The sequence below is a fragment of the Paraburkholderia sp. BL21I4N1 genome (assembly GCF_002973525.1).
In the GTDB taxonomy this organism is placed as follows: Bacteria; Pseudomonadota; Gammaproteobacteria; order Burkholderiales; family Burkholderiaceae; genus Paraburkholderia.
In genome coordinates this window covers 1210091-1234126 of sequence record NZ_PVEN01000001.1, presented here as the reverse complement: position 1 = coordinate 1234126, position 24036 = coordinate 1210091, and the positions used below count along the sequence as shown (strand labels likewise).

At 62.8% G+C, this 24036-nt stretch carries 21 protein-coding genes; 5 read left to right on the top strand and 16 right to left on the bottom strand.

All coding sequences use genetic code 11. The annotated features are described in order from the left end of the window. Nucleotides 1-20: 20 nt before the first annotated feature. Together B0G83_RS05425 and B0G83_RS05420 are read right to left on the bottom strand one after the other, a co-directional pair. Nucleotides 21-1439: a sensor histidine kinase gene (locus tag B0G83_RS05425; protein WP_105506349.1), complete on the bottom strand. Its 1419-nt coding sequence runs from the start codon at nucleotides 1437-1439 to the stop codon at nucleotides 21-23. Beyond that, nucleotides 1436-2131 (bottom strand): response regulator, encoded by a 696-nt coding sequence (locus B0G83_RS05420; protein ID WP_105506348.1) that lies wholly within the window; start codon nucleotides 2129-2131, stop codon nucleotides 1436-1438. Before B0G83_RS05420 ends, B0G83_RS05425 begins: the two co-directional genes overlap by 4 nt. A 115-nt stretch (nucleotides 2132-2246) precedes the next feature. Between B0G83_RS05420 and B0G83_RS05415 the strand changes: the two genes are divergently transcribed. From B0G83_RS05415 to B0G83_RS05400, 4 genes are all read left to right on the top strand, one after another. After that, entirely contained in the window at nucleotides 2247-3335 is a 1089-nt protein-coding gene (locus B0G83_RS05415) for an ABC transporter substrate-binding protein (RefSeq protein ID WP_105506347.1), read from the top strand. A gap of 99 nt (nucleotides 3336-3434) precedes the next feature. Further along, nucleotides 3435-5204, top strand: coding sequence for an iron ABC transporter permease (locus tag B0G83_RS05410; RefSeq protein ID WP_105506346.1), 1770 nt, complete (start codon nucleotides 3435-3437; stop codon nucleotides 5202-5204). Further along, the gene (locus tag B0G83_RS05405; protein WP_105506345.1) at nucleotides 5197-6264 is read left to right on the top strand and encodes an ABC transporter ATP-binding protein; all 1068 of its coding nucleotides are present in this window, start codon (nucleotides 5197-5199) and stop codon (nucleotides 6262-6264) included. The genes B0G83_RS05410 and B0G83_RS05405 overlap by 8 nt, the downstream gene beginning before the upstream one ends. A 62-nt stretch (nucleotides 6265-6326) precedes the next feature. Beyond that, nucleotides 6327-7421, top strand: a complete 1095-nt coding sequence (locus tag B0G83_RS05400; RefSeq protein WP_105506344.1) for a porin — start codon at nucleotides 6327-6329, stop codon at nucleotides 7419-7421. Nucleotides 7422-7518: 97 nt separating this feature from the next. On the opposite strand, the gene rhaS is transcribed toward B0G83_RS05400, so the two are convergent. The 6 genes from rhaS to rhaM form a co-directional block, all read right to left on the bottom strand. Next, nucleotides 7519-8526, bottom strand: coding sequence for a rhamnose ABC transporter substrate-binding protein (gene rhaS, locus B0G83_RS05395; RefSeq protein ID WP_105506343.1), 1008 nt, complete (start codon nucleotides 8524-8526; stop codon nucleotides 7519-7521). Between the two features lie 84 nt (nucleotides 8527-8610). Further along, nucleotides 8611-9627 carry an ABC transporter permease gene (locus tag B0G83_RS05390; protein ID WP_105506342.1) on the bottom strand — a complete coding sequence of 339 codons (1017 nt, stop codon included), beginning with the start codon at nucleotides 9625-9627 and terminating at the stop codon, nucleotides 8611-8613. Then, on the bottom strand, nucleotides 9620-10678 hold the full coding sequence (locus B0G83_RS05385) for an ABC transporter permease (protein ID WP_105506341.1): 1059 nt from the start codon (nucleotides 10676-10678) through the stop codon (nucleotides 9620-9622). Before B0G83_RS05385 ends, B0G83_RS05390 begins: the two co-directional genes overlap by 8 nt. Next, entirely contained in the window at nucleotides 10675-12204 is a 1530-nt protein-coding gene (locus B0G83_RS05380) for a sugar ABC transporter ATP-binding protein (RefSeq protein WP_105506340.1), read from the bottom strand. The genes B0G83_RS05385 and B0G83_RS05380 overlap by 4 nt, the downstream gene beginning before the upstream one ends. Before the next feature lie 53 nt (nucleotides 12205-12257). Continuing rightward, nucleotides 12258-13151, bottom strand: coding sequence for an amidohydrolase (locus B0G83_RS05375; protein ID WP_105506339.1), 894 nt, complete (start codon nucleotides 13149-13151; stop codon nucleotides 12258-12260). Between the two features lie 61 nt (nucleotides 13152-13212). Continuing rightward, complete coding sequence (gene rhaM / locus B0G83_RS05370; protein ID WP_105506338.1) at nucleotides 13213-13542, bottom strand: L-rhamnose mutarotase; 330 nt, start codon at nucleotides 13540-13542, stop codon at nucleotides 13213-13215. A gap of 138 nt (nucleotides 13543-13680) precedes the next feature. Between rhaM and B0G83_RS05365 the strand changes: the two genes are divergently transcribed. Continuing rightward, nucleotides 13681-14682 carry a LysR family transcriptional regulator gene (locus B0G83_RS05365; protein ID WP_105506337.1) on the top strand — a complete coding sequence of 334 codons (1002 nt, stop codon included), beginning with the start codon at nucleotides 13681-13683 and terminating at the stop codon, nucleotides 14680-14682. A 30-nt stretch (nucleotides 14683-14712) separates the two neighbouring features. On the opposite strand, the gene B0G83_RS05360 is transcribed toward B0G83_RS05365, so the two are convergent. From B0G83_RS05360 to B0G83_RS05320, 8 genes are all read right to left on the bottom strand, one after another. Then, the gene (locus B0G83_RS05360) at nucleotides 14713-15495 is read right to left on the bottom strand and encodes an SDR family NAD(P)-dependent oxidoreductase (RefSeq protein WP_105506598.1); all 783 of its coding nucleotides are present in this window, start codon (nucleotides 15493-15495) and stop codon (nucleotides 14713-14715) included. Nucleotides 15496-15534: 39 nt separating this feature from the next. Further along, on the bottom strand, nucleotides 15535-16713 hold the full coding sequence (rhmD, locus tag B0G83_RS05355) for an L-rhamnonate dehydratase (protein ID WP_105506336.1): 1179 nt from the start codon (nucleotides 16711-16713) through the stop codon (nucleotides 15535-15537). Nucleotides 16714-16764: 51 nt separating this feature from the next. Next, a complete protein-coding gene (locus B0G83_RS05350; protein ID WP_105506335.1) occupies nucleotides 16765-18093 on the bottom strand; it encodes an MFS transporter in 1329 nt (442 codons plus the stop codon). Between the two features lie 105 nt (nucleotides 18094-18198). Further along, nucleotides 18199-18951, bottom strand: a complete 753-nt coding sequence (locus B0G83_RS05345) for an SDR family NAD(P)-dependent oxidoreductase (RefSeq protein ID WP_105506334.1) — start codon at nucleotides 18949-18951, stop codon at nucleotides 18199-18201. Between the two features lie 267 nt (nucleotides 18952-19218). Continuing rightward, entirely contained in the window at nucleotides 19219-20241 is a 1023-nt protein-coding gene (locus B0G83_RS05335) for a LysR substrate-binding domain-containing protein (RefSeq protein WP_105506332.1), read from the bottom strand. Between the two features lie 83 nt (nucleotides 20242-20324). After that, nucleotides 20325-21092, bottom strand: a complete 768-nt coding sequence (locus tag B0G83_RS05330; RefSeq protein WP_105506331.1) for a pyrroline-5-carboxylate reductase — start codon at nucleotides 21090-21092, stop codon at nucleotides 20325-20327. Nucleotides 21093-21190: 98 nt separating this feature from the next. Further along, nucleotides 21191-22684, bottom strand: coding sequence for an aldehyde dehydrogenase (locus B0G83_RS05325; protein ID WP_105506330.1), 1494 nt, complete (start codon nucleotides 22682-22684; stop codon nucleotides 21191-21193). Between the two features lie 17 nt (nucleotides 22685-22701). Beyond that, nucleotides 22702-24036, bottom strand: coding sequence for an FAD-binding oxidoreductase (locus tag B0G83_RS05320; protein WP_105506329.1), 1335 nt, complete (start codon nucleotides 24034-24036; stop codon nucleotides 22702-22704).

The following is a 24036-nucleotide window of genomic DNA, read 5'->3' as shown; positions in this document are numbered from 1 at the left end:
CATGACGAAATCATGCAGCGTCATTCACCCTCACACAGCGGAAACAACACGCTCACCACCAGCCCGCCACCGTCCGCATCGGTCAACGCAATCAACGCACCGTGCACCCGCGCGATTTCCCGCACGATCGACAAACCCAGCCCGCTCCCCTCCACCGCCTGCGTCGCTTCGCTGCGATAGAAGCGCTCGAACACCGCCTCGCGTTCGCCGACGGCAACGCCCGGTCCGTTATCGATCACCTGCAACAGCGGCTGCCCGCGTTCGGTCGCGACCCGCACGGTAATCACCGCGCCATCGCCGGCATAGCGGATCGCGTTATCGATCAGATTGCCGACCAGTTCCGCGAGCAGATCGACCTGGCCCATCACGCCGATCCGTACCTCCTGCTCGAAACCCAGATCGATACCACGCGAACGCGCCACCGGCGACCAGTCGAGCGTCACGCTACGCGCGACTTTATGCAGCGGCACCGCGGCATGCTTGACGGTGTAGCCGCTGTCCGCGTCGAGCCGCGATAGCGACAGCAACTGCTGCACGATCCGCACCGCTTGCTGCACCGCGCCGTTCAGGCGCCGCAAATGCACGCCTTGCCGACGATTGCCGCCGGCGCTTTCTTCACCGCCGTCGAGATCGCGCAGCGCCAGTTCAGACTCCGCCTGAATCACGGCCAGCGGCGTTTTCAACTGATGCGCGGCGTCGTTGAAAAAGCGCCGGCGCGATGACTGCATCAATTGCGTACGGCCGATGTACTGATTGATCGAATCGACCAGCGGCGTGACTTCACTCGGCAAGCCGACCGTATCGAGCGGCACGGGATCGTCTTCCGCACGCGCGGCGACTTTCGCCGACAGTCGATTCAGCGGCCGCAAGCCGCGCGCGACACCCAGCCACACAATGCCGAGCGCCAGCACCACCAGCAAACACTCCTGCTGCAACGAACCGATCAGAATCTCACGCGCCAACGCCTGACGCGGTTCGATCGTTTCGCCGACCCGAACCAGAACGACCCGGGTCTGCGCGCTCGGCACGTCATGCACGGGCAACCTGAGCATCGCGATACGCAGCGGCCGGCCGCGAAACTCGTCGTCGTAAAACTGCACGCTGTAAGGCTCGGACGGCACTTTGCGCGGGTTCGGCAGATCGGGATAACCCGTCACCACGCGGCCACTTTCCTCGCGAATCTGATAGTAGATGTTGCCGCCGCCGTTCGATTCGAACATTTCCAGCGCGAGATACGGCAGGTCCACTTCGATTTCGCCGTCGCGCAGACGGATGCCGTCGCGGATCGAACGCAGCGAGAATTCGAGCGTGCGGTCGAACGCGTCGTGAGCCGCGTTCATGGCGCGTTGATAGGTGAGCCACGCGTCGAACGCGAGCAGCAGAAGCAGCGGTAACAGCAACCACAGCGCGACCCGCACGCGCAGATTCGGCTGCTTCATGCGCCCCGGGCTTCCAGCAGATAGCCAAGTCCGCGCAACGTCACGATGCCGACCGAACTGTGTTCGAGTTTCTTGCGCAGACGGTGGACGTAGATTTCAATCGCGTCCGCATTCACGGATTCGTCGAGTCCGAAAATTTTCTCGGACAGCGTGTCTTTATTGATCGCACGGCCATTGCGCAAAATCAGCACCTCCAGCACCGAACGCTCGCGCGGCGTGAGCGCCAGCGCTTCGCCGCCTAGCGTGAAACCGCGGTCGACGCTGTCGTAGTGCAGCGTGCCGCATTGCGCGCGCTGCGGGTCCTGCCCATGACTGCGACGCAACAGCGCGCGAGCGCGCGCTTCGAGTTCGGTGAGCGCGAACGGTTTGGCCAGATAGTCGTCCGCGCCGAGGTCGAGACCGCGCACGCGCTCCTCCACTGACCCATGCGCGGTCAGCATCAATACCGGCACTGCGTTGCGCCGCGCGCGTAAACGCCGCAGCACTTCGAGACCGTCAAGCTTGGGCAGACCGATGTCGAGAATCACCAGCGCGTAGTCTTGCGTGCGCAAGACGTGATCGGCGGATTCGCCGTCGTGCATGCAGTCGACCGTGAGTTTCGCGCCGGTCAGCGCGTCGGTCAGCGAACGGGAAAGGATCGGATTGTCTTCGACGAGCAGCACACGCATAACCAGAATCCCAGGGAAATCCATGAGGCGAATTCGACCATTGTGACGCATTTCCCTCGAAAAATGAAAGCGTTCAGAAAGCGACCATCTCTTACCATTCGCCTACACAAAACCAACACGAAGTTTTCTGGAGGAAGACGTGCAAAACGCTTTGAAGGCTCTCGCCATTGCTGTCGCATTCGCTGCCAATCCCGCGTGGTCGGCCATTCCGGCCGGTTATCCCGGCGACTATCAGAGCACCGTGGACAGTGCGAAGAAGGAAGGCAAACTGATCGTCTACTCGGTCACGGACACGGCTCTGGTGCGTCCGCTCATCAAGGATTTTGAAAGCCTGTACGGCATCAAGGTCGAGTACAACGACATGAACAGCACCGAGTTGTACAACCGCTACATCAGCGAAAACGCGGCCAGCAGCACTAGCGCCGACGTGCTGTGGAGCTCGGCCATGGACCTGCAGGTCAAGCTCGTCAACGACGGGCTGATGGCCACTTACGAATCGCCCGAAGCGAAGCACTTGCCGCAATGGGCGCAATACCAGAAGCAGGCGTACGGCACGACCTATGAGCCTCTGGCGATCGTCTACAACAAGCGCCTCGTGCCGGCCGGCGACGTGCCGCAAACGCGCGCCGATCTGATCAAACTGCTGCAAACCAAAGCCGATCAGTTCAAAGGCAAGGTCACGACTTACGACATCGAAAAGTCGGGTGTGGGCTTCAACTACCTGACGCAAGACGCGCGCGTGAACCCGCAGGTCACGTGGGATCTGGTGAAGGCCATGGGCGCCACCGGCCCGAAACTGCAGTCGAGTACCGGTGCAATGATGGAGCGCATCTCGTCGGGTGAAAACCTGATCGGCTACAACATTCTCGGTTCGTACGCGCTGACCAAGGCAAAGAAAGACCCGTCGATCGGCTACGTCTACCCGAAGGACTACACGCTGGTGGTCAGCCGCCTCGTGACGATTTCGAAGAAGGCGCAGAGCCCGAATGCCGCGAAGCTGTGGGTCGATTACCTGCTGTCGCAACGCGGCCAGACGCTGCTGGCGAATCAGGCGAGTCTGTTCTCGATTCGCGCCGACGTAGACGGCGATACGTCGATGGCGGGCCTGACGAAGCAACTCGGCGATTCGCTTAAGCCGATCCCGATCGGCGCGGGCCTGCTGGTCTATCTCGACCAGTCCAAGCGCCTCGAATTCCTCAAGCAATGGCAACAGTCCATCAAGCGTTAAGCGCGCGCGTTTAACGCCTCGGCCGTCGCACCGAAACGCGCGGCCGCCCTTCCTTCTCTACCTGTCGATAGGCGGCCCATTGGCCGCAGGGGGACACTCATGCTTTCCACAAGCGCAACCGGACACCGCGACGCCCCGCCGCTCGCGGCCGACGGCGGCTCCATCGGCGCATTGCCGCGCGGCGGTCTGCAGCCGTTCGCGGGGCTGCTGCGCTGGCTCGTCGTCGCGGTGCTGACCGTCGCGGTGGCGCTGCCGCTCGGCTTCATTCTGTTTCAGAGCGTGCTGAACGCACCGTTCTTCGACGCCAAACGCGCGCTCGGTCTCACCGGCTTCGAATTCATTTTCAGCGATCCCGACTTCTGGTCCGCGCTGAAGAATTCGTTCGTGATCGCCGCCGGCATGCTGTTCATTTCGATTCCGCTCGGCGGCATTCTCGCGTTCCTGATGGTGCGCACCGATCTGCCCGGCCGCCGCTGGCTCGAACCGCTGCTGCTCACCCCCGTGTTCGTCTCGCCGATGGTGCTCGCATTCGGCTACGTGGTCGCGGCCGGCCCGGTCGGTTTCTATTCGGTGTGGTGGAAAGAACTGTTCGGCGCCGCCGAAGCGCCGTGGACCGTCTACTCGATTCTCGCGATCACGGTGATCGTCGGCTTGACGCATGTGCCGCACGTGTACCTGTATTCGTCGGCGGCGCTGCGCAATCTCGGCTCGGACGTCGAGGAAGCGGCCCGCGTTGCCGGCGCGCGGCCGTTTCGCGTCGCGCTCGACGTGAGCCTGCCGATGACGCTTCCCGCGCTGCTGTTCGCGGGCGTGCTGGTGTTTTTCCTCGGCTTCGAGGTGTTCGGTCTGCCGCTCGTGCTGGGCGACCCCGAAGGACACCTCGTGCTGGCCACCTATCTGTACAAGCTCACCAACAAACTCGGCGTGCCGTCCTATCACCTGATGGCCGCGGTCGCGGTGTGCATCGTCGCAATCACGTTCCCGCTGGTGCTACTGCAACGGCGGCTGCTGAAGAGCGCGAACCGCTTCGTCACCGTCAAGGGTAAGGCGGGACGCCAGACCGTGCTGCCGCTCGGCGCGTGGCGCTGGGTCGCATTGGCGATCGTCGCGCTGTGGCTGATGCTGACCGTGTTCGTACCGCTCTCCGGCATCACGTTGCGCGCGTTCGTCACCAACTGGGGCGAAGGCGTGCATCTCGCCGAAGTGCTGACGCTCGCCAACTTCACCGAACTGTTCGAACAGGACAACCTGGTCCGCGCGATTCTGAACACGCTCGGCATTGGCGTGCTGGGCGGCGCGCTGGCCGTGGGCTTCTATTCGCTGGTCGCGTTCGCCGGGCATCGCCGCAACGATTGGGCCACCCGTCTGCTCGATTACCTCGTGCTGCTGCCGCGTGCGGTGCCGGGGTTGCTCGCCGGTCTAGCGTTTCTGTGGATCTTTCTGTTCGTGCCCGGACTGAAGGAACTGAAGAACTCCATGTGGAGCATCTGGATCGCGTACACGGTCGTATGGCTCGCGTACGGCATGCGTCTGATTCAAAGCGCGCTGCTGCAGGTCGGTCCCGAACTCGAAGAGGCAGGACGCAGCGTCGGCGCCACGCGTGCGCGCGTCAGCCTCGACGTGACGCTGCCGCTCGTGCGTTTCGGTTTGCTTGCGGCGTGGCTGCTGATCTTCATGATCTTCGAGCGCGAATACTCGACCGCCGTCTATCTGCTCTCGCCCGGCACCGAAGTGATCGGCGCGCTGCTGGTGTCGCTGTGGGCGACCGGCGCAGTCGATCAGGTCGCCGCGCTTTCTGTCATCAACATCGCGATGGTCGGCGTCGGACTCGGCGTCGCTCTGCGCTTCGGAGTGAAATTGCATGGATAAGCTCTCGGTCGACAACCTCTTTCTGAGCTATGGCGACAACCCGATTCTGAAGGGCGTGTCGTTCGATCTGAATCCCGGCGAAGTGGTCTGCCTGCTGGGCGCATCGGGCAGCGGCAAGACCACGCTGCTGCGCGCGGTGGCGGGTCTCGAACAGCCCGCGTCGGGACGTATCGAACTGGACGGCAAGACGTTTTTCGACGGCGCGAAGCAGGTCGATCTGCCGGTCGAACAACGCTCGCTCGGGCTCGTGTTTCAGTCTTACGCGTTGTGGCCGCATCGCACGGTGGCCGATAACGTCGGCTATGGATTGAAGCTGCGACGCGTGTCCGGCGCCGAGCAGAAAAAGCGCGTGCAGGCCGCGCTCGATCAACTCGGCCTCGGTCATCTCGCGGCGCGCTACCCGTATCAACTGTCGGGCGGTCAGCAACAGCGTGTGGCGATTGCGCGCGCGCTGGTCTACAACCCGCCGGTGATTCTGCTCGACGAGCCGCTATCGAATCTCGACGCCAAGCTGCGCGAAGAAGCGCGCGCGTGGCTGCGCGAACTGATCGTGTCGTTAGGGCTATCCGCGTTGTGCGTGACGCACGACCAGACCGAAGCGATGGCGATGTCCGATCGCATCCTGCTGCTGCGCAACGGCCGTATCGAGCAGGAAGGCACCCCCGCCGACCTGTATGGTGCGCCCCGCTCGCTGTACACCGCGGAATTCATGGGCAGCAACAACCGCTTCGATGCGCGCGTGGCGTCCGTGGACGGCGAACGCGTGACCCTCGCCGGCGACGGCTGGCAATTGCAGGCGCAAGCGCGCGAAGCGCTCACCACGGGGCAACACGCGCAGGCCGTGATTCGCCTCGAACGCGTGCAGGTGGCCGACGGTCCCGGCGCGAATCGCCTCGAAGCCGATCTGATCACGTCGATGTATCTCGGCGATCGCTGGGAATACCTGTTCCATTGCGGCGATCTACGTTTGCGTGCGTTCGGTTCCGTGCCGCGCGCGGCGGGCCGTCACTGGATCGAATTCCCCGCTAACGATTGTTGGGCGTTCGCCCAGGCGAGTTGACGCGCGCGCCGCTCACGAAAAGCAGCAACCGAAGTCAAAAAACCAACCACCGGAGACAGTAGATGAAGTGGAGCATGAAGAAGACGACCCTCGGCGTAACCTGCGCCGGCCTCGCGGGATTCGCTGGATTGGCGGGGTTCACGACCAGCGCCCAGGCGCAATCGAGCGTGACGTTGTACGGCATTGTCGATGCGGGTATCGAATACGTGAACCATGCGAGTCGAGACGGCAGCGCGACGCGTCTCGTGTCGGGCGGCAAGAACACCTCGCGCTGGGGCTTGCGCGGCGTCGAGGATCTGGGCGGCGGGCTGAAGGCGATCTTCCAGTTGGAAAGCGGCATCGACATCGCGAACGGCCAGTTCGACGATAGTTCCGGCGCGATCTTCGACCGGCGCGCGACGATCGGCCTGAAGAACCGCTTCGGGCAGATCACGTTGGGCCGCAATTTCACGACCACGTACGACTACATGCTGCAGTTCGACCCGATGGGTTACGCGCCGAACTACTCGTGGGCGAGTTCATCCACCGCAACGGGCGGCCGGAAGGACGGGTTGTTTTCGCGTTCGTCGAACGCGGTGCGCTACGACGGCATGTTCTCGGGCGTCAAGATCGGGGCGATGTACGGCTTCGGCAATGTGCCGGGCAGCCTGAAGTCGAGCTCGAAGTACGACTTTGGCCTCGGTTATGAAAGCGGCCCGTTCGCGGCGGTCGTAACGTTCGACCGCCAGAACGGCGCGTACGACAGCGTCACGCCGATCGACAGCACGAATTACATTCAAGGCATCCACGCCGGTTTGAGCTACGACTTCGGCGCGGTGAAGGCGATGGCGGGCTACCGGAATTACCGACGCACGTTCCATACATCCGCGCCGACGCAGCGCAGCGACATGTACTGGATTGGCGGGCAATACGACGTGACGCCGTTCGTCTCGGTGTTCGCGGCGGTCTATCATCAGGACATCAAGGACGCGAGCGACGCCGATCCGACCTTGTTCTCGCTGCGCGCGCAGTACGCGTTGTCGAAGCGCACGGTGCTGTATGTGGCGGGCGGTTATGCAATGGCGAAGCATGACAACGCGGTGAGTTTGTCGCGCGATCTGACGGGTGCCGCGGATACGCAGACCGGGGTGACGGCGGGGATTCAGCACCGGTTTTAAGCGAGCGGTCAGCTTTTCGTAGCCGCCAGAACATACGAGGCGTGCCTGGCGGTGTCTTGCCCGGCACGCCTCGTTTTAGAGCTAAAAGCTTTGTCGCCTAGAAATTGAAGTTGTCGATATTGCCTGAATCGAACGTGGTCGGCGGTCCGAGAATGATTTCGCCTTTCGGCCCGATCGTGCGCTTACCCAGCTTGCCGGCGTCGAACGACTCGCCTTCCTTGCCCGTGATCGTGCCCGACGCGAGCGCCGCCGCGGCATAAGCCGCCAGATAGCCCAACTGGTTCGGATCCCATAACTGGAACGCCTTCACCGTGCCGTTCTTCACGAACGCGCGCATCTGGTTCGGCGTGCCCAATCCCGTCACCGCGACCTTGCCCTTGCTCGACGACGACGAGATGTAACGCGCTGCCGCCGCGATACCCACTGTGGTCGGCGCCACGATCGCCTTCAGATTCGGATACGCCTGCAACAAACCTTGCGTTTCGGTGAACGACTTCTGATCGTCGTCGTTACCGTAAGCGATCTTCACCAGCTTGATCTTCGAGTATTCAGGCTTCTTCAGTTCTTCCTGCATCCACTTGATCCACGTGTTCTGGTTGGTCGCGTTCGGCGTGGCCGACAGCACCGCGAACTCGCCCTCGCCGCCCATCAGTTTGGCAACCAGCTGGACCTGACTGCGCCCGATCCCTTCCGCGTTCGCCTGGTTGACGAACAACTGACGGCCCTCGGGGGCCGTGTCCGAGTCGAAGGTCACGACCTTGATGCCTTGCGACATCGCTTTCTTCAGATACGGCACTACCGCATTCGCGTCGTTCGCGGCAATCACGATTGCGTCCTGTCGTTGCGTGATCAACGTGTTGATGTATTGCACCTGCGACGACGCGCCGGCATCCGACGGCCCGACTACCTTGCCCACGCCGCCGAACTCCTTGATCGCGGCAAGGCCACCGTTGTCGGCGGTGACTTCGTAGGGGTTATTGATCTGCTTCGGCACGAACGCGATCTTCAGCCCGCTTTTCAGATCCGCGGCGGACGTGGCGCAACTGATCGCGAGCAACGCGACGCAAAGTGCGGCCGCGCCGGTGTGACGTAGAGGTTTGAACATGAAGTGTCTCCTGCTTGTTGTTGGACGTGACGGTGTCCGGGTTATCGGTTGTTGGACTTTCTCTTCGTGCACAGGGATAAGACGTCATGGGGAAGACGCGGACTTCGCGATAAATCGCCGGTCGCGCGCCGCGCGCCAGCGGGCCACCAGATTCGGAATCAGCACCGAGGCCAGCAACAACACACCGGTGACGATGGTGAGCGTTTCGCTGGAGACGTCGTCGAGCGTCAGCGCGTTTTTCAGCACGCCGATAATCAACAGCGACAGCAGCACGCCAATCATCGAACCACGTCCACCGAAAATACTCACGCCGCCGAACAGCACCGCCGCGATCACCGACAACTCGAAGCCTTCGCCGTTGTCGCCGCGTGCGCTGGTGAAGCGCAGCGTGTAGACCACGCCCGCCAGCGCGCTCATCGCGCCGGACAACACGAACAGACGCAGCCGGAGTTTCGCCACTTCGATGCCGGAAAACGCGGCGGCGGTCGGATTCGCGCCGATCGCGTAAAGACTGCGGCCGAACGCGGTGGATTGCAGCAACACGGTGAACAACACCGCGCCGACAATCACGATCACGAATGGCAATGGAATGAAGCTTGCGCCGAGCGTGTCCATGCCGAACGCCGTATAACCCGCCGGGAAATCCGCCACGGCCTGATCGCCGAGCAGCACGTAGGCGAGACCGCGAAACAGCGCCAGCGTACCGATCGTGACCGCGAGCGAAGGCAGATTGAGCTTGACGATCACGAGGCCGTTCAACAATCCGGCCAGCGCGCCCGCGATCAGCACGAGCACGATCACGACGGGCATCGGCAAGCCCATATGCCACAGCACGCCCATCAACGCGCTGGAGGCGCCGAGCACGGAAGCCACCGACAGATCGATTTCAGCGGCGACGATGATCAACGTCATCGGCAACGCCATCAGCGCGATCTCCGTCAGATCGGCGAGCACGTTACTCAGATTTGCGCCGGTCAGGAACACCGGCGACAACACGCGGCCGAGCACGAGCGACAGAATCAGCACGATCACCAGCAACACTTCCCATTGCAGCGGCGTTTCGCGTTTGCGCGTGAGCAGCGCGGAATCGGGTTTAGCCATGATCGCGTTTCCTCATCATGCGTTTGGCGACGGAGCGGGCCAGCAAGGTATCCGCGGTGATCGCGGCGACGATCAGCGCGCCTTGAATCGCCTGCTCCCAGAACGGCGATACGTGCAGCACGACCAGCGCGATGCTGATGACACCGAGCACCAGCGCGCCGAGCGTGGCGCCGAGAATCGTGCCGACGCCGCCCGTAATCGCGACGCTCCCCACCACGGCGGCGGCCACGACCTGCAGTTCGATGCCCTTCGCGGTGCTGGCGTCGACGGTGCCGAAACGTGCCAGCCACAACGCGCCGGCGAAACCGGCAATCGCACCCGAGAGCAGAAAACCCGCCATCACGCGACGCTCGACGTTCACGCCGGCGAGCCGCGCGGCCTCCGGATTCGAGCCGATCGCGTAGTGCTCGCGGCCGCCGCGAAACTGCTTCAGATACACGGCGAGGCCAAGCAGTACGACGAAGGCGATCAGCGCGAGCGTCGGAATACCAAGCCACGTGCCGGTCGCGAGCCGCGAATACGCGTCGGGCAAACTGGTCGCGTTGATCTGGCCGCCGTGCACCCACGCGTAATCCGCGCCACGAAAGATGTACAGCGTGGAGAGCGTCGCCACCAGCGACGGCACGCGCCCCACCGCGACCAGCAGCGCGTTGATGCTGCCCGCCACGAGACCGATCGCGAGCCCCGCCGCCAACGCGACCAGCACCGGCATATGGGGAAACGCGACATACAGGCTACCGACCGCATACGCGCTGATGCCGACCGTCGAGCCGACCGAGAGATCGATATGCCGCATCAGGATCACCACCGTCATACCGGCGGTCAGCAGACTGATAATCGACACGTTAAGCAGCACGTCGCGCAGATTCTGCAGATTCAGGAACTGCGGTTTCGCCAGCCCCGTGCCGACGATCAACAGAATCAGCACGACGAACAGCGTGGTTTCCCGGCTCTTCGCGATGCCCGCTACAAAACCGCCTGGCGTCGCGGCGTTGCGCTTCGACAGCGGCGGCTGGACCGGCGCGGGGTGCGTGGAAGAATGGCGCATCATGCTGCGTTCCCCAACGGTGGAATCGGTTGGCCGAGTGCCGCCGCCATGATGCGTTCCTCGTCGGCTTCGGCGCGTGCTATGTCCGCGCTGATCCGCCCTTCGTGCATCACCAGCACGCGGTCGGCCATGCCGAGCACTTCCGGCAATTCGCTCGAAATCATCAGCACGGCCATGCCGTCGCGCACCAGTTCGGCTAGCGCGCTGTACACCTCCGCTTTGGCGCCGACGTCGATGCCGCGCGTGGGTTCGTCGATGATGAGCACTTTCGGGCCGGTGGCCAGCCATTTGCCGAGCACGACCTTCTGCTGATTGCCGCCCGATAGCGTGCCGACCGGCGCGTTCGGATCGCCCGCCTTGAGACGCAGCCGCGTGCCCCATTGATTGGCGAGCTGCGTCTCGCTGCGCGTCGAAATCAGGCCGTGTTTGACGAGCCGCCCAAGTACCGTCATCGACGCATTGCGGGCGATGCTCAACTCCAGCGCCAACCCTTGTTGCCGGCGATCTTCCGGCACCAGCGCAAGCCCCGCTCGTACCGCAGCGGCCGGCCGTCCCGCCGTCAAACGCTCGCCGGCAATATAGATCTCGCCTGAGTCGAGCGGGTCGATGCCGAAAATCGCCCGCGCCACTTCGCTGCGGCCCGCCCCCACTAGGCCGGCCAGCGCGACGATCTCGCCCGCGCGCACGTCGAACGAAATGTCCTTGAATACGCCCACGCGCGTGAGCTTGCGCACCGATAGCCGCACCTCGCCCGGTGGCCGCTCGGCCTTCGGATAGAACGTCTCCAGATCGCGGCCGACCATCTTCGCGACGATCGACTCCGTGCTGAGATCGACGGTCAACCCATCGAACACTTTGGCGCCGTCGCGCATGATCGTGACGCGCTGCGTCAGCGCGAACACCTCGTCGAGCCGGTGCGTGATGAACAGAATCGCCACGTCGCGCTCGCGCAGCTTGCGCACGATCGCGAAGAGCCGTTCCACTTCAGGCAGCGACAAGGCCGCCGTGGGTTCGTCCATGATCAGCACGTTCGCGTTCAGCGACAAGGCCTTGGCGATTTCGATCACCTGCTGATCCGCGATCGACAGGCCGCGCACCAGTTGATCGGCGCGCAGATCGACACCGAGCGACGCGAGCAGGCCATCCACTTCGCGGCGCATGGCGTCGTACTGAATGCGGCCGATTCGGTCGACCGGCTGCCGTCCCATGAAGATGTTCTCCGCGATCGACAGATCGAAGAACAGCGTCGGCTCCTGATAGATCACCGCGAGTCCGGCGTCGCGTGCTTCGGCGGGCGTCGCGAAGCGGCGCGCCACGCCGTCCACCAGCAGTTCGCCGGTATCGGGCTGATGCACGCCGGCGAGAATTTTCACGAGTGTCGACTTGCCCGCGCCGTTTTCTCCGAGCAACGCATGTACTTCGCCGGGCCACAGCGAGAGATCGCCTTCCGAGAGTGCGCGGACCCGGCCGAACGATTTGCTTGCATGCCGCAATTCAAGCCTCGGCACGGCGGATGTGGATTGCTGCACTGCGTGTCTCCTTCCTGTTTCTCTAGCCGATCGCACCGTATGCAATGAATGCATTAAATGCGGTAGCAACGTTCCGCATTGCGGCGAAACAGCGCCTCTTTTTCCGTGACACTCGCGCCGTCGACAATCGACGCATACGCGTGCCACAAATCCGCGTAAGAACCGAACAGGCGGTCGACCGGAAAGTTCGACGCGAACATGGCTCGTTCCACGCCGAACGTATCGATCGTTTCGAGCACGTAGGGCCGCAGACTTTCAATGGTCCACTGGTGATCGAACATGGCCAGTCCGCTGATCTTCACGGCGATATTCCCGCAGCCGGCAAGCAGGCGCATGCCGTCGCGCCACGCGCGATAGCCGGCCACGCTGTCGCGATCCACGAACATGCCCGCATGGTTGACGATAAAGAGTGTGTCGCTGTGAGCGCGCGCCAGTGCCGCTGCATCTTCCATCTGTGACGGATACAGTTGCAGATCGAACGACATGTCGTAACGGCGCAGCAACGCAAAGTGCTCACGCCACCTCGGTTCGCGCATGTAATGACGGCCGACGTAATCGAACAGCTTGTTGTCGTGCACGTTCAATATCTGGCGGATGCCGCGCGTATTGGCGAATGTCGCGTGCGCTTCGAGAAGCGCCGGTGCATTCGGCGCGGACAGATCCACCGCGGCGACGATCGCGTTCGGCATGCCGCGCGATTCGGCGTGGTCCGCCACGGACTGCAACCAGCGCGTTTCTGCAACCGGATCGGCGGGATCGTGATTCGCCTCGACGTGCACCACTTTCAGCACCTCGATGTCGCCCGCTTCGCCTAGAAGATCGTCGAGCAGGTAGTCGTGTTTCAACTCGCGCGCGTCGCCGACGAACGACACGCCCGGGTTCTCCAGCCATGGATAGCGATGCGTTTTCAGATCCCACAAATGGATATGCGAATCGACCACCTGCATGCGCGTTTCTCCGTGCGGTGTTGATCGTGGCGAGCCTGTTGAGAGAGGCGCGTTCATCGGATCACGTCAAGCTCAGCGAGTTCAGATGAAAGACCGGTTCGAGCGGCTGTTGAAACGGCGTGTGGTCCGGCGCGGTTTGCATGATGTCGGCCATGTAATCCCACCATTTGCGCATCACGTCGAGCTGCGGCAGGTCGTTCATGGTGTGATGCGAGGTGCGCGTGAGGATGGCGAACAGGTGATGCGTGTCCGCGTCGAAGAAAATCCGGTACTCGCGCACGCCGGCGTTGTGCAATGCGTCAACCAGTTCGGGCCAGATTTGCGCATGACGTCGTTCGTATTCCTCGCGCATGCCGGGGTTGAGCACCATCCGGAAAGCGATTGTCTCCATTGCGGCTTGTCTCCCATCGTATTCGGGCGCTTTTCCGGCGATGCGGCCCAGCGTCTGATGCGACTATAATTCCTGCGTCGATAGCATCTCAATCCGTTGTTGGGATTGGGCGATCCACAAACCGAATCGCACAGAGCCATGAGCCAACACTCCGCTGCCGTCGCACTCGTCAATCGGCTCAAGTTCAAACATCTCGCGTTGCTCGTCGCGCTCGACGACGCCCGCAACCTCCATCAAGCCGCCGAGGCGATCAACGTCGCCCAGCCGAGCGCGAGCCGCATGCTCGGCGATATCGAGGAAGCGTTCGGCTTTCTGCTGTTCGAGCGCAACGCGCGCGGCATGACGCCCACACCGCTCGGTGTCGTGACGCTCGCTTACGCGCGGCGCGCGCTGGCCGAGTTGACCCGCTTCGCCGAAGATCTCGAGGTCAAACGCCGTGGCGGACACGGACAGCTGACCGTCGGCGCGATCATGGGTGCCGCGCCCGATCTGCTTGCCATGTCGGTCGCCGCGCTGAAAACCGAAAGCCCGCTGCTGAACGTGCGGATTCTCGGCGAAACCAGCGACCAGGTCGTGCAATTGCTGCATCGCCGCGAAGTGGATCTGGCGCTCGGGCGTCTGACCAATCCTCTCCAGCACAACGATTTCAGTTTCGAGCCGCTGGCGCGCGAAACCTTGCTGCTGGTGGTGCGCGCGGTGCATCCGCTGGCTGAGCGCGCGCGCATCACGCTGAGTGAGTTGATCGACTGGCCGTGGGTCGCGCAACCGGTTACCAGCCCGGCGCGTGTGCTGTTCGAAGAAGAACTCGCGCGTGCGGGACTGGCCACACCGGTCAACCTGACCGAATGCGCGTCGATCTTCGCGACGCTGCAATTGCTCGAGAATTACGATGCGGTGGCCATGCTGCCGGAGTCGGTAGTGCGCGATCATTTGCGCGGCAAGCTGCTGGTCGCGTTGCCGCTCGAGATCGGCAAGAGTCTGGCGGGGTTCGGTATTCTCACGCGCAAGGAAGAACCGCTCGCCGAACCGGCGCTGCGTTTCATTGATCTGCTGCGCGGTTTCTCGCGCAAGCTCGCTCGCAATGATGTCGATAGCGCGTCCGCGCCGCCCTCCGCAACTGTTTCGGTTCCGGTGAATTGAAGGCGGTCGCATCGGTATCGGCACGGCGCGTTATTGCAGGTTGACGAACAGGCCGCCGTCCACCAGCAGCGCGGCGCCGGTGACGTAGCGCGCGCGGTCGGAGGCGAGGAACACCACGCAATCGGCCACGTCTTCCGGGCGACCTAGGCGGCCCAGTGGAATGCGCTTTTCGAAATAGGCTTTCTTCGCTTCGTCGGCGAGATCTTCGGAGTTCAGGTCGGTGGCAATGGTGCCGGGCATCACCGAATTGCAGCGAATGCCGTACGGGCCCAACGCCACCGCGCAAGATTGCATCAGCGAATGCACGCCGGCTTTGGTCGGCGTGTAATGGGTCTGCATACCGCCGCCCACCAGCGCGCTGATCGAACTGGTCGCGACGATCGCGCCACCCGTGCCCTGCGCTTTCATCTGCTGCGCGGCGGCTTGCGTGACGTAGAACGCGCCATTCAGATTGACCGCGACCGTCGACTCCAGAATCTCCGGCGGCATGTCGAGAAACGCGTGAAACGGACAGATGCCGGCATTGCTGGCGAGCACGTCGACTTTGCCGAAGGCCGCCACCGTATCACGCACCAGCTCCTGGCCGGTTTCGCGCGCGGCGACGTTGCCCTCGATCGCGATCACGCGCCGCCCGAGCGCCTCGATTTCCTCGACGACCTCCGCGACCGCCGAACGGCGTCCGTACGATGCGTCGTTATCGCCCCAGTAGTTGATCGCCACGTCCGCACCTTCGGTTGCGCACGCAACCGCTATCGCGCGGCCGATGCCTCTGGAACCGCCGGTGACGATCACGACCTTGTCCTTGAGCAGCACGTCATTCTCCTTTTCGATCGCAGCGCACACGGTGTGCGTTTAACGCGGATAGGGCCGCACCAGCGCGCACTCCGGATTCAGTCTCACACCAAAGCCCGGTGTGTCCGGCACTTTCATGCGTCCATTCACGGGCACGGGTTCGTCGAGCAGCAGCGGCGTGAACATCGGCACGACTTCGTCGGCTTCGGGCGCCATCATCAGAAACTCGGCGAACGGCGAGTTGTGCCGCGTGACCACGAAGTGATAGCTGTACACCGACGAACCGTGCGGCACGACCATCACATTGTGAGCATCGGCCAGTGCGGAAATCTTGATCAATTCGGTCATGCCGCCGCACCAGCCGACATCAGGCTGAATCAGATCGCAGCATTGCATCTCCAGCAACATGCGGAAACCCCACCGGGTCGCTTCATGCTCGCCGGTCGACACCATCATGCCGCGCGGCACGTTGCGGCGCAGTTCGGCGTAACCCCAGTAGTCGTCGGGCGGCAGCGCTTCTTCGATCCACTTCAGGCCGTACTCGTGCGCCGCGTGTGCGAAGCGCGTTGCGTACGGCACGTCAAGGCTCATCCAGCAGTCGTACATCAGCCAGAAGTCGTCGCCGACGCGGCTGCGCATGTCGGCAAGTTTGTCGAGATTCTTTTTGAGGCCGGCCTCGCCTTCAGCGGGTCCATGTTGCAACGGCAGCTTGCCGCCGATGAAACCCATCTCCTTCGCGAGATCCGGACGCGCGCCGGTCGCATAGAACACGAGTTCGTCGCGAACCGGGCCGCCCAATAGTTGGTACACCGGCTCCTTGCGCACCTTCGCGAGCAGATCCCACAGGGCGAGATCGACGCCTGAAATGGTATTGAGCACCACACCCTTGCGGCCGTAATACAACGTCGAGAAGTACATCTGGTCCCACATCTTCTCGATGTCGGTCACGAGTTGCCCTTCGAGAAAACGCGCGAGATGTTTCTCGACGATAAACGCGCCGATCTCGCCGCCGGTGGTTACCGCAAAGCCGACCGTGCCGTCGCTGGCTTCGATCTCCACGACCAGTGTGCCGAGCACGTTGATTCCGAACGACTGACGGCTCTGCCGGTACTCCGGATAACGCGCCATCGGCGTGGAAATATGATCGTCGATCCAGTGTCCGCCGGGTTGATCGTGATAGTCCGCTCCGCCGCCGCGAACAGTGAAGGCACGCACGTGCCGGATAGTGGGCATGGCCATGAGAGAGGCTCCGTTATGAGTGCGTCGACAAAGCAGCGGCCGACAATGCGCCTAGCGGGCGCGATGCAATAAGGTTTGGAAGGAATCGTTCGCTCCGCTCGCGTCGCGGCGCAACAGCGTGCCGATCAGCAGCGCGGCGAGCAGACTGGACACGCCCAGCACCACTAGTCCCGCCGACGTCGACGAAAACGCGCGTTCCGCCGCGGTGCGCAAGCTCGGCGCGAAGAAACCGCCGAGGCCGCCGAGCGAATTGATCAACGCGATGCCGCCGGCAGCCGCGGCGCCCGTGAGCGTGCGAGTCGGAAACGTCCAGAACAGCGGTTGCGCAGCGATGAAACCACTCGCCGCGCCACACAAGGCAATCAGCCCGAGCACCGGGTTATGCGCGAGTCCCGACGCGGCGATGCCGAGCCCGGCGAGCACCAGCAGAGCAACCGCCCAACGCCGATGTCCGCCTGTGCGATCCGCGCGTCGCGGCACGTACCAGGTGACGGCCAACGCGCACAACCACGGCAAAGCGGCAACGAGCCCCACGCGCAAACCGACGGTCGTCCCGAGCAATGCGGCGACCTGTTGCGGCAGATAGAAGATCACGCCATACACGCTCATCTGAATCAGCAGATAGATCGCCGACAGCAGCAACACGCGACGATCCACCAGCGCAGCGAGAATGCGATGCGGCCCATGCGCCGACGCGGCGCGCGCATCGTCTTCGAGTGCTGCACGCAGACTGGCGCGCTCTTGCGGATCGAGCCATTGCGCTTCGTCGGGACGGTTGTCGAGATACCAGAACGCCCACACGCCCACCGCCGACGCCAATACGCCTTCCACCAGAAAGAGCCATTGCCAGCCGGCGAGACCCCACGCGCCATGCAATTCGAGCAGCGAGCCCGACAACGGACCGCCGAAGATAAACGCCAGCGGCGCACCGAAATAAAACACGCCGACGGCCCGCGCTCGCGCGCGTTGCGGAAACCAGTGAGTCAGGTAATAGATCACGCCAGGAAAAAAACCCGCTTCGGCAACGCCGAGCAGGAAGCGCAGCGCGTAGAACGTGGTGGCCGTGTTAGCCAGACACATCGACGCTGACACGAGGCCCCACGTAACCATGATCCGACACATCCAGACGCGTGCGCCGAAGCGATGCAACAGCAGATTGCTCGGCACCTCGAACAGCGCGTAGCCGACGAAGAACACGCCCGCGCCAAACGCGAACGCTGCGTTCGACAAACCCGTATCGTGTTGCAGCGCCTTCTGTGCAAAACCGATATTGGCGCGGTCGAGAAACGCCAGCACGTACATCAGCAGGAGAAACGGCAACAGCCGGCGCATGACCTTGCGGTTGATCGCCTCCAGCGAAATGTTCGCCTGCGGGTCCATGTCGTCTCCTTCGCGAAGCTCGCCGGCGGGCGGCGGCTACGCGCTTTTATCTTGAGTGCGGCGGGTCGTACGGATGCGGCGATTGCTGCCTTGCGCTGCAGCGGCTCAGTAAGTTGCGCGGCCGCCGGACAGATCGAACACCGAGCCCGTGCTGAACGCGCAGTCTTCCGACGACAGCCACAAAATCAGCGAGGCCGCTTCTTCCGGCAACAGGAAACGATTCATTGGAATCTTCGACAGCATGTAGTCGATATGTTGTTGCGACATCGAATCGAAGATTTCGGTCTTGGCCGCGGCGGGCGTGACGGCGTTGACCAGAATGTTCTTCGTCGCGAGTTCCTTGCCGAGCGATTTGGTCAGGCCGATAAGGCCCGCCTTCGAAGCACTGTAATGGGAGGCGTTGGGATTGCCTTCCTTGCCGGCCACCGAGGCGATATTGACGATGCGTCCATAGCCCTGTTTGAGCATTTGCGGCACGACCGCGCGGCAGGTGAGATACGGGCCGATCAGGTTGACGTCGATCACGCGGCGCCACACGTCGGGCGCCAGTTCCCACGTCGCGCCGTTGCCGCCGGTGATGCCGGCGCAATTGATCAGCACGTCGATCGCGCCGTGCGCGGCGACGGTTTGCGCGACCGCTTCGGCGACCGCAGCTTCCTGCGTGAGTTCGACGCTGACGGCGGTGACTTTGCCGAGTTCGCTCAGCTCGCGCTGGCTGCGCGCGAGACGGTCCGCGTCGACGTCCCAGAGCGCGACGGAGGCGCCCGAGTTCAGCGCCCGTTGCGCCACCGCGTAGCCGATACCACGCGCGCCGCCGGTAATGGCGACCACGCGTCCCTCCAGATCGATCCGATTCATCGCTGTGCTCCTGGGGCAAGCCGGGCGGCTTGCCATTGTGTTTTTATCCATGGGCTGGGTGAGCTTGCTGCTCACTGTCCGGCCAATATACGAGCGGGGCGATGTGCTAACAATCCGAGTATTGGAGGGGGTGATAACAAAAGTGGATCGGGCATATGGCGATTTAGCCGATCGCTGGCGAGTCGAAGCAGGTCGACGAATCCCGAGAAGGCCGTCAACGTGAAGTTCGGCAGTAGGACGATCCCAAAGCGGATCGGCGCCGAACGATCATTGAGCAAGTTGAATGACCGGCTGCGCTGCGCCGTCCGCCGCCTTTGGCCAACCTTTCATCATGTCGTCGACTTCTTCCGCGATCCATTGTCTGAACTTCAGGTACTCGGGCCGGCTTTTTGCGTTCTTGTGCGTAATGACGTAATGATGCCGGTCCTGAAAGACCAGAGAATCGCGCACCGGCCGCACCAGAAGCCCCTGGTCGATTTGACGGTGCACCAGGTGATGCCAGCCCAGCAGCGTCCCTTCTCCCGCTTCCGCCAACGAAACGAGCAGCCGGTAGTCATTACTCTCGAAGTGCTCGCCCGGCGCGTAGCGGTCCGAGCCATCACCTTGCTGGAACCAGTTGCGCCAGACACGCCAGTCGACGTGTTCGCAAACCTGGGCGCGGCCGAGCAGGGAGAGGTTGAGCGTAGGCTCCGTCAGCAAGTCGAGCGGCTTCAGCGCCTTGCCCTGAAAGTGGCGTTCGAAGAAAGCCTGGCTGCACACCGGGTACACGACATCGTGAAAGAGCGGCTCCACGTCGTATTGCAGTTCGCGCGGTGGATTCTTGGTAATGATGACATCAGGCTGCATGAGGTCGTCGAGCTCCATGAAGTGCTCGGTGACGGTCACGTTGAGTTTTATTTCCGGAAACCGCTTGCGCAAACGCGGCAGCCGTGACGACAGCCACAACGCGGAAAACGTGTGAGAGACGTAAATGTTCAACGCCTGCTTGTCGGAGCGCCGCACAACCTCGGCCGCCTCGGCGATATTCATGATCGAGAGATACGAGGCGTTGTAAAGGATGCGGCCCGAATCCGTCAGCGCGATGTGCCGCCCGGTCCGCTCGAACAGCGCGACGTCGAGCGTATCCTCGAGCTCCTTGATTTGTCTGCTGATAGCGGCCTGTGTCACGCATAACACTTCGGCGGCCTGCGTGAAACTCTCGTAGCGAGCAGCCGTCACGAAACAGCGCAACGCGCGTAACGACGGCATTTGCGCGAGCAACCTGTCGGCGAATAGTTGTTTCTTCTGCATCGTCCTCACCTTCAAGGCGGTCGAATCCGGAAAGACGGCAAACCGCCTGTGGGCGGACTCTCAAACTTTACACCGACGGCCTGCTAGCGTCCTTCCACACGCCTGAGCACATGGTCGAGCGCCTCGCGATAGTGCGAGTACGTGCCCTTGACCGACAACTCGTTGTGAAGCTGTTCATTGATGCCCCCAGGCGTCATGGACGCCGCAACCAACGCGGAGAACGATGCTCCGCTCTCCGACGTTTCATGGGCGAGCCCCCTGCAGTAGCCACCAAGGTAGGCTCGCGCCGAGTCGTGGTCGATTCCTTGCTGCACCAGCCATTCTGCCTGGGTGTCGAGGACGGCGTAGAAGCTCGCCATGGTCGCCGTCACCGCCGACAGCGCATCGAACTTTCTTTCGTCGCTCACTTCGACCGGCGTGCCGAGCCAGGAAAAAAGCCGGCGCGTGATCTCATCCGGCGGGCAAATGGCCGTGCTTCCCATCCCTGCGGCCACGGCCGGCAACGGTACCGCGCGCACGATTGCGTCCGCCGCGCCGACCATCCGCTGCAAGGCTGCCAGCGACACGCCCGCAATGAAACTGACGACGTGATGACGCGCCTCGAACTCGAGCGCGCCGAGCACCTCCGGTGCAATGGTCGGCACGACGGCGAGACACACCACGTCACTGGCGTCGAGCACCTGCTGGTTTGTCCCGCAGACCGAAATACGTGGATCGAGTGCCGCCAGCGCGATGCCGACATCGGCGTTGCGCGGTGAAAGGCAGATATGCTCGAAGGGCGCGCCGACATGAATCAGCCCCGTCACGACAGCGCGTGTAATCGTGCCTGTACCAATGAATCCGAGTCGCATGGTCTCTCGATCTGATGACACGCGGTGCAGGTTCATCCCCTACCGCGTCGCCAATGGTTAGCTGCCCGGTATTCGCGGGCAATGAGCGCTCTCCCGCTTCAGGCGAGCTTGAGCCAGGTCGTCTTCAGCTCGCAATACTGGTCGTGTGCGTACACCGATTTGTCGCGGCCGCCAAAACCTGACTGCTTGAAACCGCCGAACGGGGTGGACAGGTCACCCTCGCCGAAACAGTTCACCGTGACCGTCCCCGCGCGGATTCGGGCCGCGATCTTGTGCGCATGGTTGACGTTGTCCGTCCACAGCGACGCCGCCAGCCCGTAACACGTGTCGTTGGCGATCTCGACCGCCTCGTCGATGTCGCGGTATTCGATCACGCAAAGCACCGGGCCGAAGATTTCTTCGCTGGCGAGACTCATGCCGGGCGTCACGTTGTCGAAGATCGTCGGCTCGACGTACCAGCCGCCACTTTCGACGAACACGGCGTGACCGCCCCGCACGAGTCGCGCGCCTTCGTGCTTCGCCTTCTCGATGTGACCGAGCACCTTCTCATAGTGCGTCTGTTCGATCAGTGCCCCCAGTTTCACCTCGGGGTCCAGCGGCTGACCGGTTTTCCAGCCTTGCAGCACCGCTTCGATTTTTTCCAGCAGCGCGGCCTTCATTCCCGTGGGCACCAGCAGACGCGAGCCCGCGCTGCAATTCTCGCCCATATTCCAGAACGCGGCGGCCACGGCCTGTTCCGCCACCGCATCCAGATCCGCGACATCCGGCAGTACAAGCTGCGGGTTCTTTCCGCCGCATTCGAGGATGACCCGTTTGAGGTTCGTGTCGGCGGAATAGCGCAGGAAACGCTTGCCGGTTTCGGTCGAACCGGTAAATGCGATAAGGTCGACGTCCGCGTGAACGCCAAGCGCGTGGCCCGCGGTCTCGCCGAACCCGGTGACGACGCTGAACACCCCCGCCGGCACGCCGGCCTCGAGCGCAAAATCGGCGATGCGCAACGTCGCGAGCGAAGTTTGCTCGGCGGGCTTCACGATCATGCTATTGCCGACCGACAGCGCCGGGCCGATTTTCCACGCCAGCATCAGTGCCGGAAAATTCCATGGCAGGACGGCGCCGACCACGCCAATCGGCTCGCGAGTAATCATGCCGACGACGCCTGGTCCCGAGGGCGACAGCGCGTCATATCGTTTGTCGGTAACTTCCGCATGCCAGCGAATGCATGCCGCGGACTCGGGGATATCCAGCCCCAGACATTCCGAAATCGGCTTGCCGGCTTCGAGTGCTTCAAGCATCGCCAATTCGTCGGTATGGTCTTCGATTAGCTGTGCAAGTTTCAGCAGCACCGCCTTCCGATGTGAAGGCGCCGCCTTCGACCAGACGCCGCTGTCGAATGCCGCTCTCGCGGCAACAACGGCCCGGTCGATGTCTTTCGCGTCGCACCGCGCGACATCGGCCAGTACCTTTCCGTTCGACGGATTCAACGTCGCGAATGTTTCATTGGATGCCGCAGGACAACGCTTTCCCGCAATGAAGGCGCGGCCGTCCAAAGAAAGGGCATCGGCCTTTGTCTTCCAGTCATCAAGTGTCGTCATGTCGTGTCCTCAATCGATTAAAGTTCGGCGCCCGCCGAGAACTCCTTGACCCAGATAGCCGCGGAAACCGCCATGTCGGCAATCGGGCGCATGGGCAACGGGCGCGGTTGCGGCTGTTTCAGAAGCTGTTGAATCATGTAGTTCGACAGTCCCAGCGCGTACTCGGCGATCACTTTTCCCGACGCGGAACCCCGGCTGAGACCTAGCCCGTTACATCCGATCGCCTGATAGAGATCGTCGTCCCGCTTTCCGAACAAGGCGCCGCTGTTTGCCGACAGGCAGAGCGCGCCACCCCACGTGTAGTCGAGCGCCACCTCCTTGAGCATCGGAAAGCGCCGGTCGAAAGAACGCTGGTGCAGATGCTTCGCTTTGCGCAGATCGGCCGGCGACACCTCCAGTCCCGGGCGGAACGCGAAGTGATTGCGAATACAGATCTGATCGGTGGCAAGTCGACGAACCGTCGTGCCCATCGGGTCGGCCGGAATCAGCGCCCAGGATTTGATGCCGCCGAGCGCCTCGACCTCGGCCGGCGTCAGCTTTCGACTCAACGAGGCGAAGGTGTACACCGGCAGCAAGCCGTTTGGTTTTTCACCAAAGCTTGCGGCGTACGCATTGGTGCACAGAATGACTTTGCCCGCGTTTATCGTGCCGTCGGCGAACCGCAGCACCTTCGCGCCATCGCTGCCGTGTTCCAGCCGTCTGAGCGGACTCAACTCGAAAACCTCGACGTTCGACGGCATGGTCCTTGCCAGGCCTCGCATCAGCGCGGCAGGTTGGACCGTGCTGCACCCCGGCGTAAAAATGGCGCCGTGGTAGAACCCGGTGCCGGTCACCTTCGCAACGGCGGTTTCGTCCAGCCACTCGAACGGCTCGTCGATGCGCTGCAAGCCCTCCGCAAAGTGCCTGAGCGCGTCCTTGCCGCGTTTATTCACGGACGCATGGTATTTGCCGTCGTCACGCCAGTCGCACTGGATCTTCTGCTCGCGAACCACCGACCTGACGTAGTCGATGCCGTGGCGCTGCATCCGCACGTCCGCCTTGTCGGCGTCCACACTTCTCGAATAGCTTTCGCTGCTGATGTCGTGTGGCAAGTCGACGAAGAAACCCGAATTGCGCCCCGCCGTCGAGCGGCCAATGCGATCGGCCTCGACCAGCGCGACCGACGCTTGCGGCGCCAGCTCCGCCAGTCGCCGGGCTGCGCATAAGCCCGTGATCCCGCCGCCCACCACTACAAAGTCAAAATGTCGGTCACCGTGGAGCGCGATCGCGGCCGGCGGCGGCGGCAGACTTTCCCACCAGCCGTTGACGCCATCCGCCGCGGGCAAGCGATCGAATTCGAGTTTCGAGGCCAT

Bases quoted from the DNA above. Each gene is read 5' to 3' on its own strand.
- B0G83_RS05375 (WP_105506339.1), bottom strand. From the start codon at position 13,151: ATGCAGGTGGTCGATTCGCATATCCATTTGTGGGATCTGAAAACGCAT.
- B0G83_RS05365 (WP_105506337.1), top strand. From the start codon at position 13,681: ATGAGCCAACACTCCGCTGCCGTCGCACTCGTCAATCGGCTCAAGTTC.
- B0G83_RS05335 (WP_105506332.1), bottom strand. From the start codon at position 20,241: ATGCAGAAGAAACAACTATTCGCCGACAGGTTGCTCGCGCAAATGCCG.
- rhaM (WP_105506338.1), bottom strand. From the start codon at position 13,542: ATGGAGACAATCGCTTTCCGGATGGTGCTCAACCCCGGCATGCGCGAG.
- rhmD (WP_105506336.1), bottom strand. From the start codon at position 16,713: ATGGCCATGCCCACTATCCGGCACGTGCGTGCCTTCACTGTTCGCGGC.
- B0G83_RS05405 (WP_105506345.1), top strand. From the start codon at position 5,197: ATGGATAAGCTCTCGGTCGACAACCTCTTTCTGAGCTATGGCGACAAC.
- rhaS (WP_105506343.1), bottom strand. From the start codon at position 8,526: ATGTTCAAACCTCTACGTCACACCGGCGCGGCCGCACTTTGCGTCGCG.
- B0G83_RS05420 (WP_105506348.1), bottom strand. From the start codon at position 2,131: ATGGATTTCCCTGGGATTCTGGTTATGCGTGTGCTGCTCGTCGAAGAC.
- B0G83_RS05385 (WP_105506341.1), bottom strand. From the start codon at position 10,678: ATGATGCGCCATTCTTCCACGCACCCCGCGCCGGTCCAGCCGCCGCTG.
- B0G83_RS05330 (WP_105506331.1), bottom strand. From the start codon at position 21,092: ATGCGACTCGGATTCATTGGTACAGGCACGATTACACGCGCTGTCGTG.
- B0G83_RS05325 (WP_105506330.1), bottom strand. From the start codon at position 22,684: ATGACGACACTTGATGACTGGAAGACAAAGGCCGATGCCCTTTCTTTG.
- B0G83_RS05425 (WP_105506349.1), bottom strand. From the start codon at position 1,439: ATGAAGCAGCCGAATCTGCGCGTGCGGGTCGCGCTGTGGTTGCTGTTA.
- B0G83_RS05345 (WP_105506334.1), bottom strand. From the start codon at position 18,951: ATGAATCGGATCGATCTGGAGGGACGCGTGGTCGCCATTACCGGCGGC.
- B0G83_RS05320 (WP_105506329.1), bottom strand. From the start codon at position 24,036: ATGGCCTCGAAACTCGAATTCGATCGCTTGCCCGCGGCGGATGGCGTC.
- B0G83_RS05390 (WP_105506342.1), bottom strand. From the start codon at position 9,627: ATGGCTAAACCCGATTCCGCGCTGCTCACGCGCAAACGCGAAACGCCG.
- B0G83_RS05350 (WP_105506335.1), bottom strand. From the start codon at position 18,093: ATGGACCCGCAGGCGAACATTTCGCTGGAGGCGATCAACCGCAAGGTC.
- B0G83_RS05410 (WP_105506346.1), top strand. From the start codon at position 3,435: ATGCTTTCCACAAGCGCAACCGGACACCGCGACGCCCCGCCGCTCGCG.
- B0G83_RS05400 (WP_105506344.1), top strand. From the start codon at position 6,327: ATGAAGTGGAGCATGAAGAAGACGACCCTCGGCGTAACCTGCGCCGGC.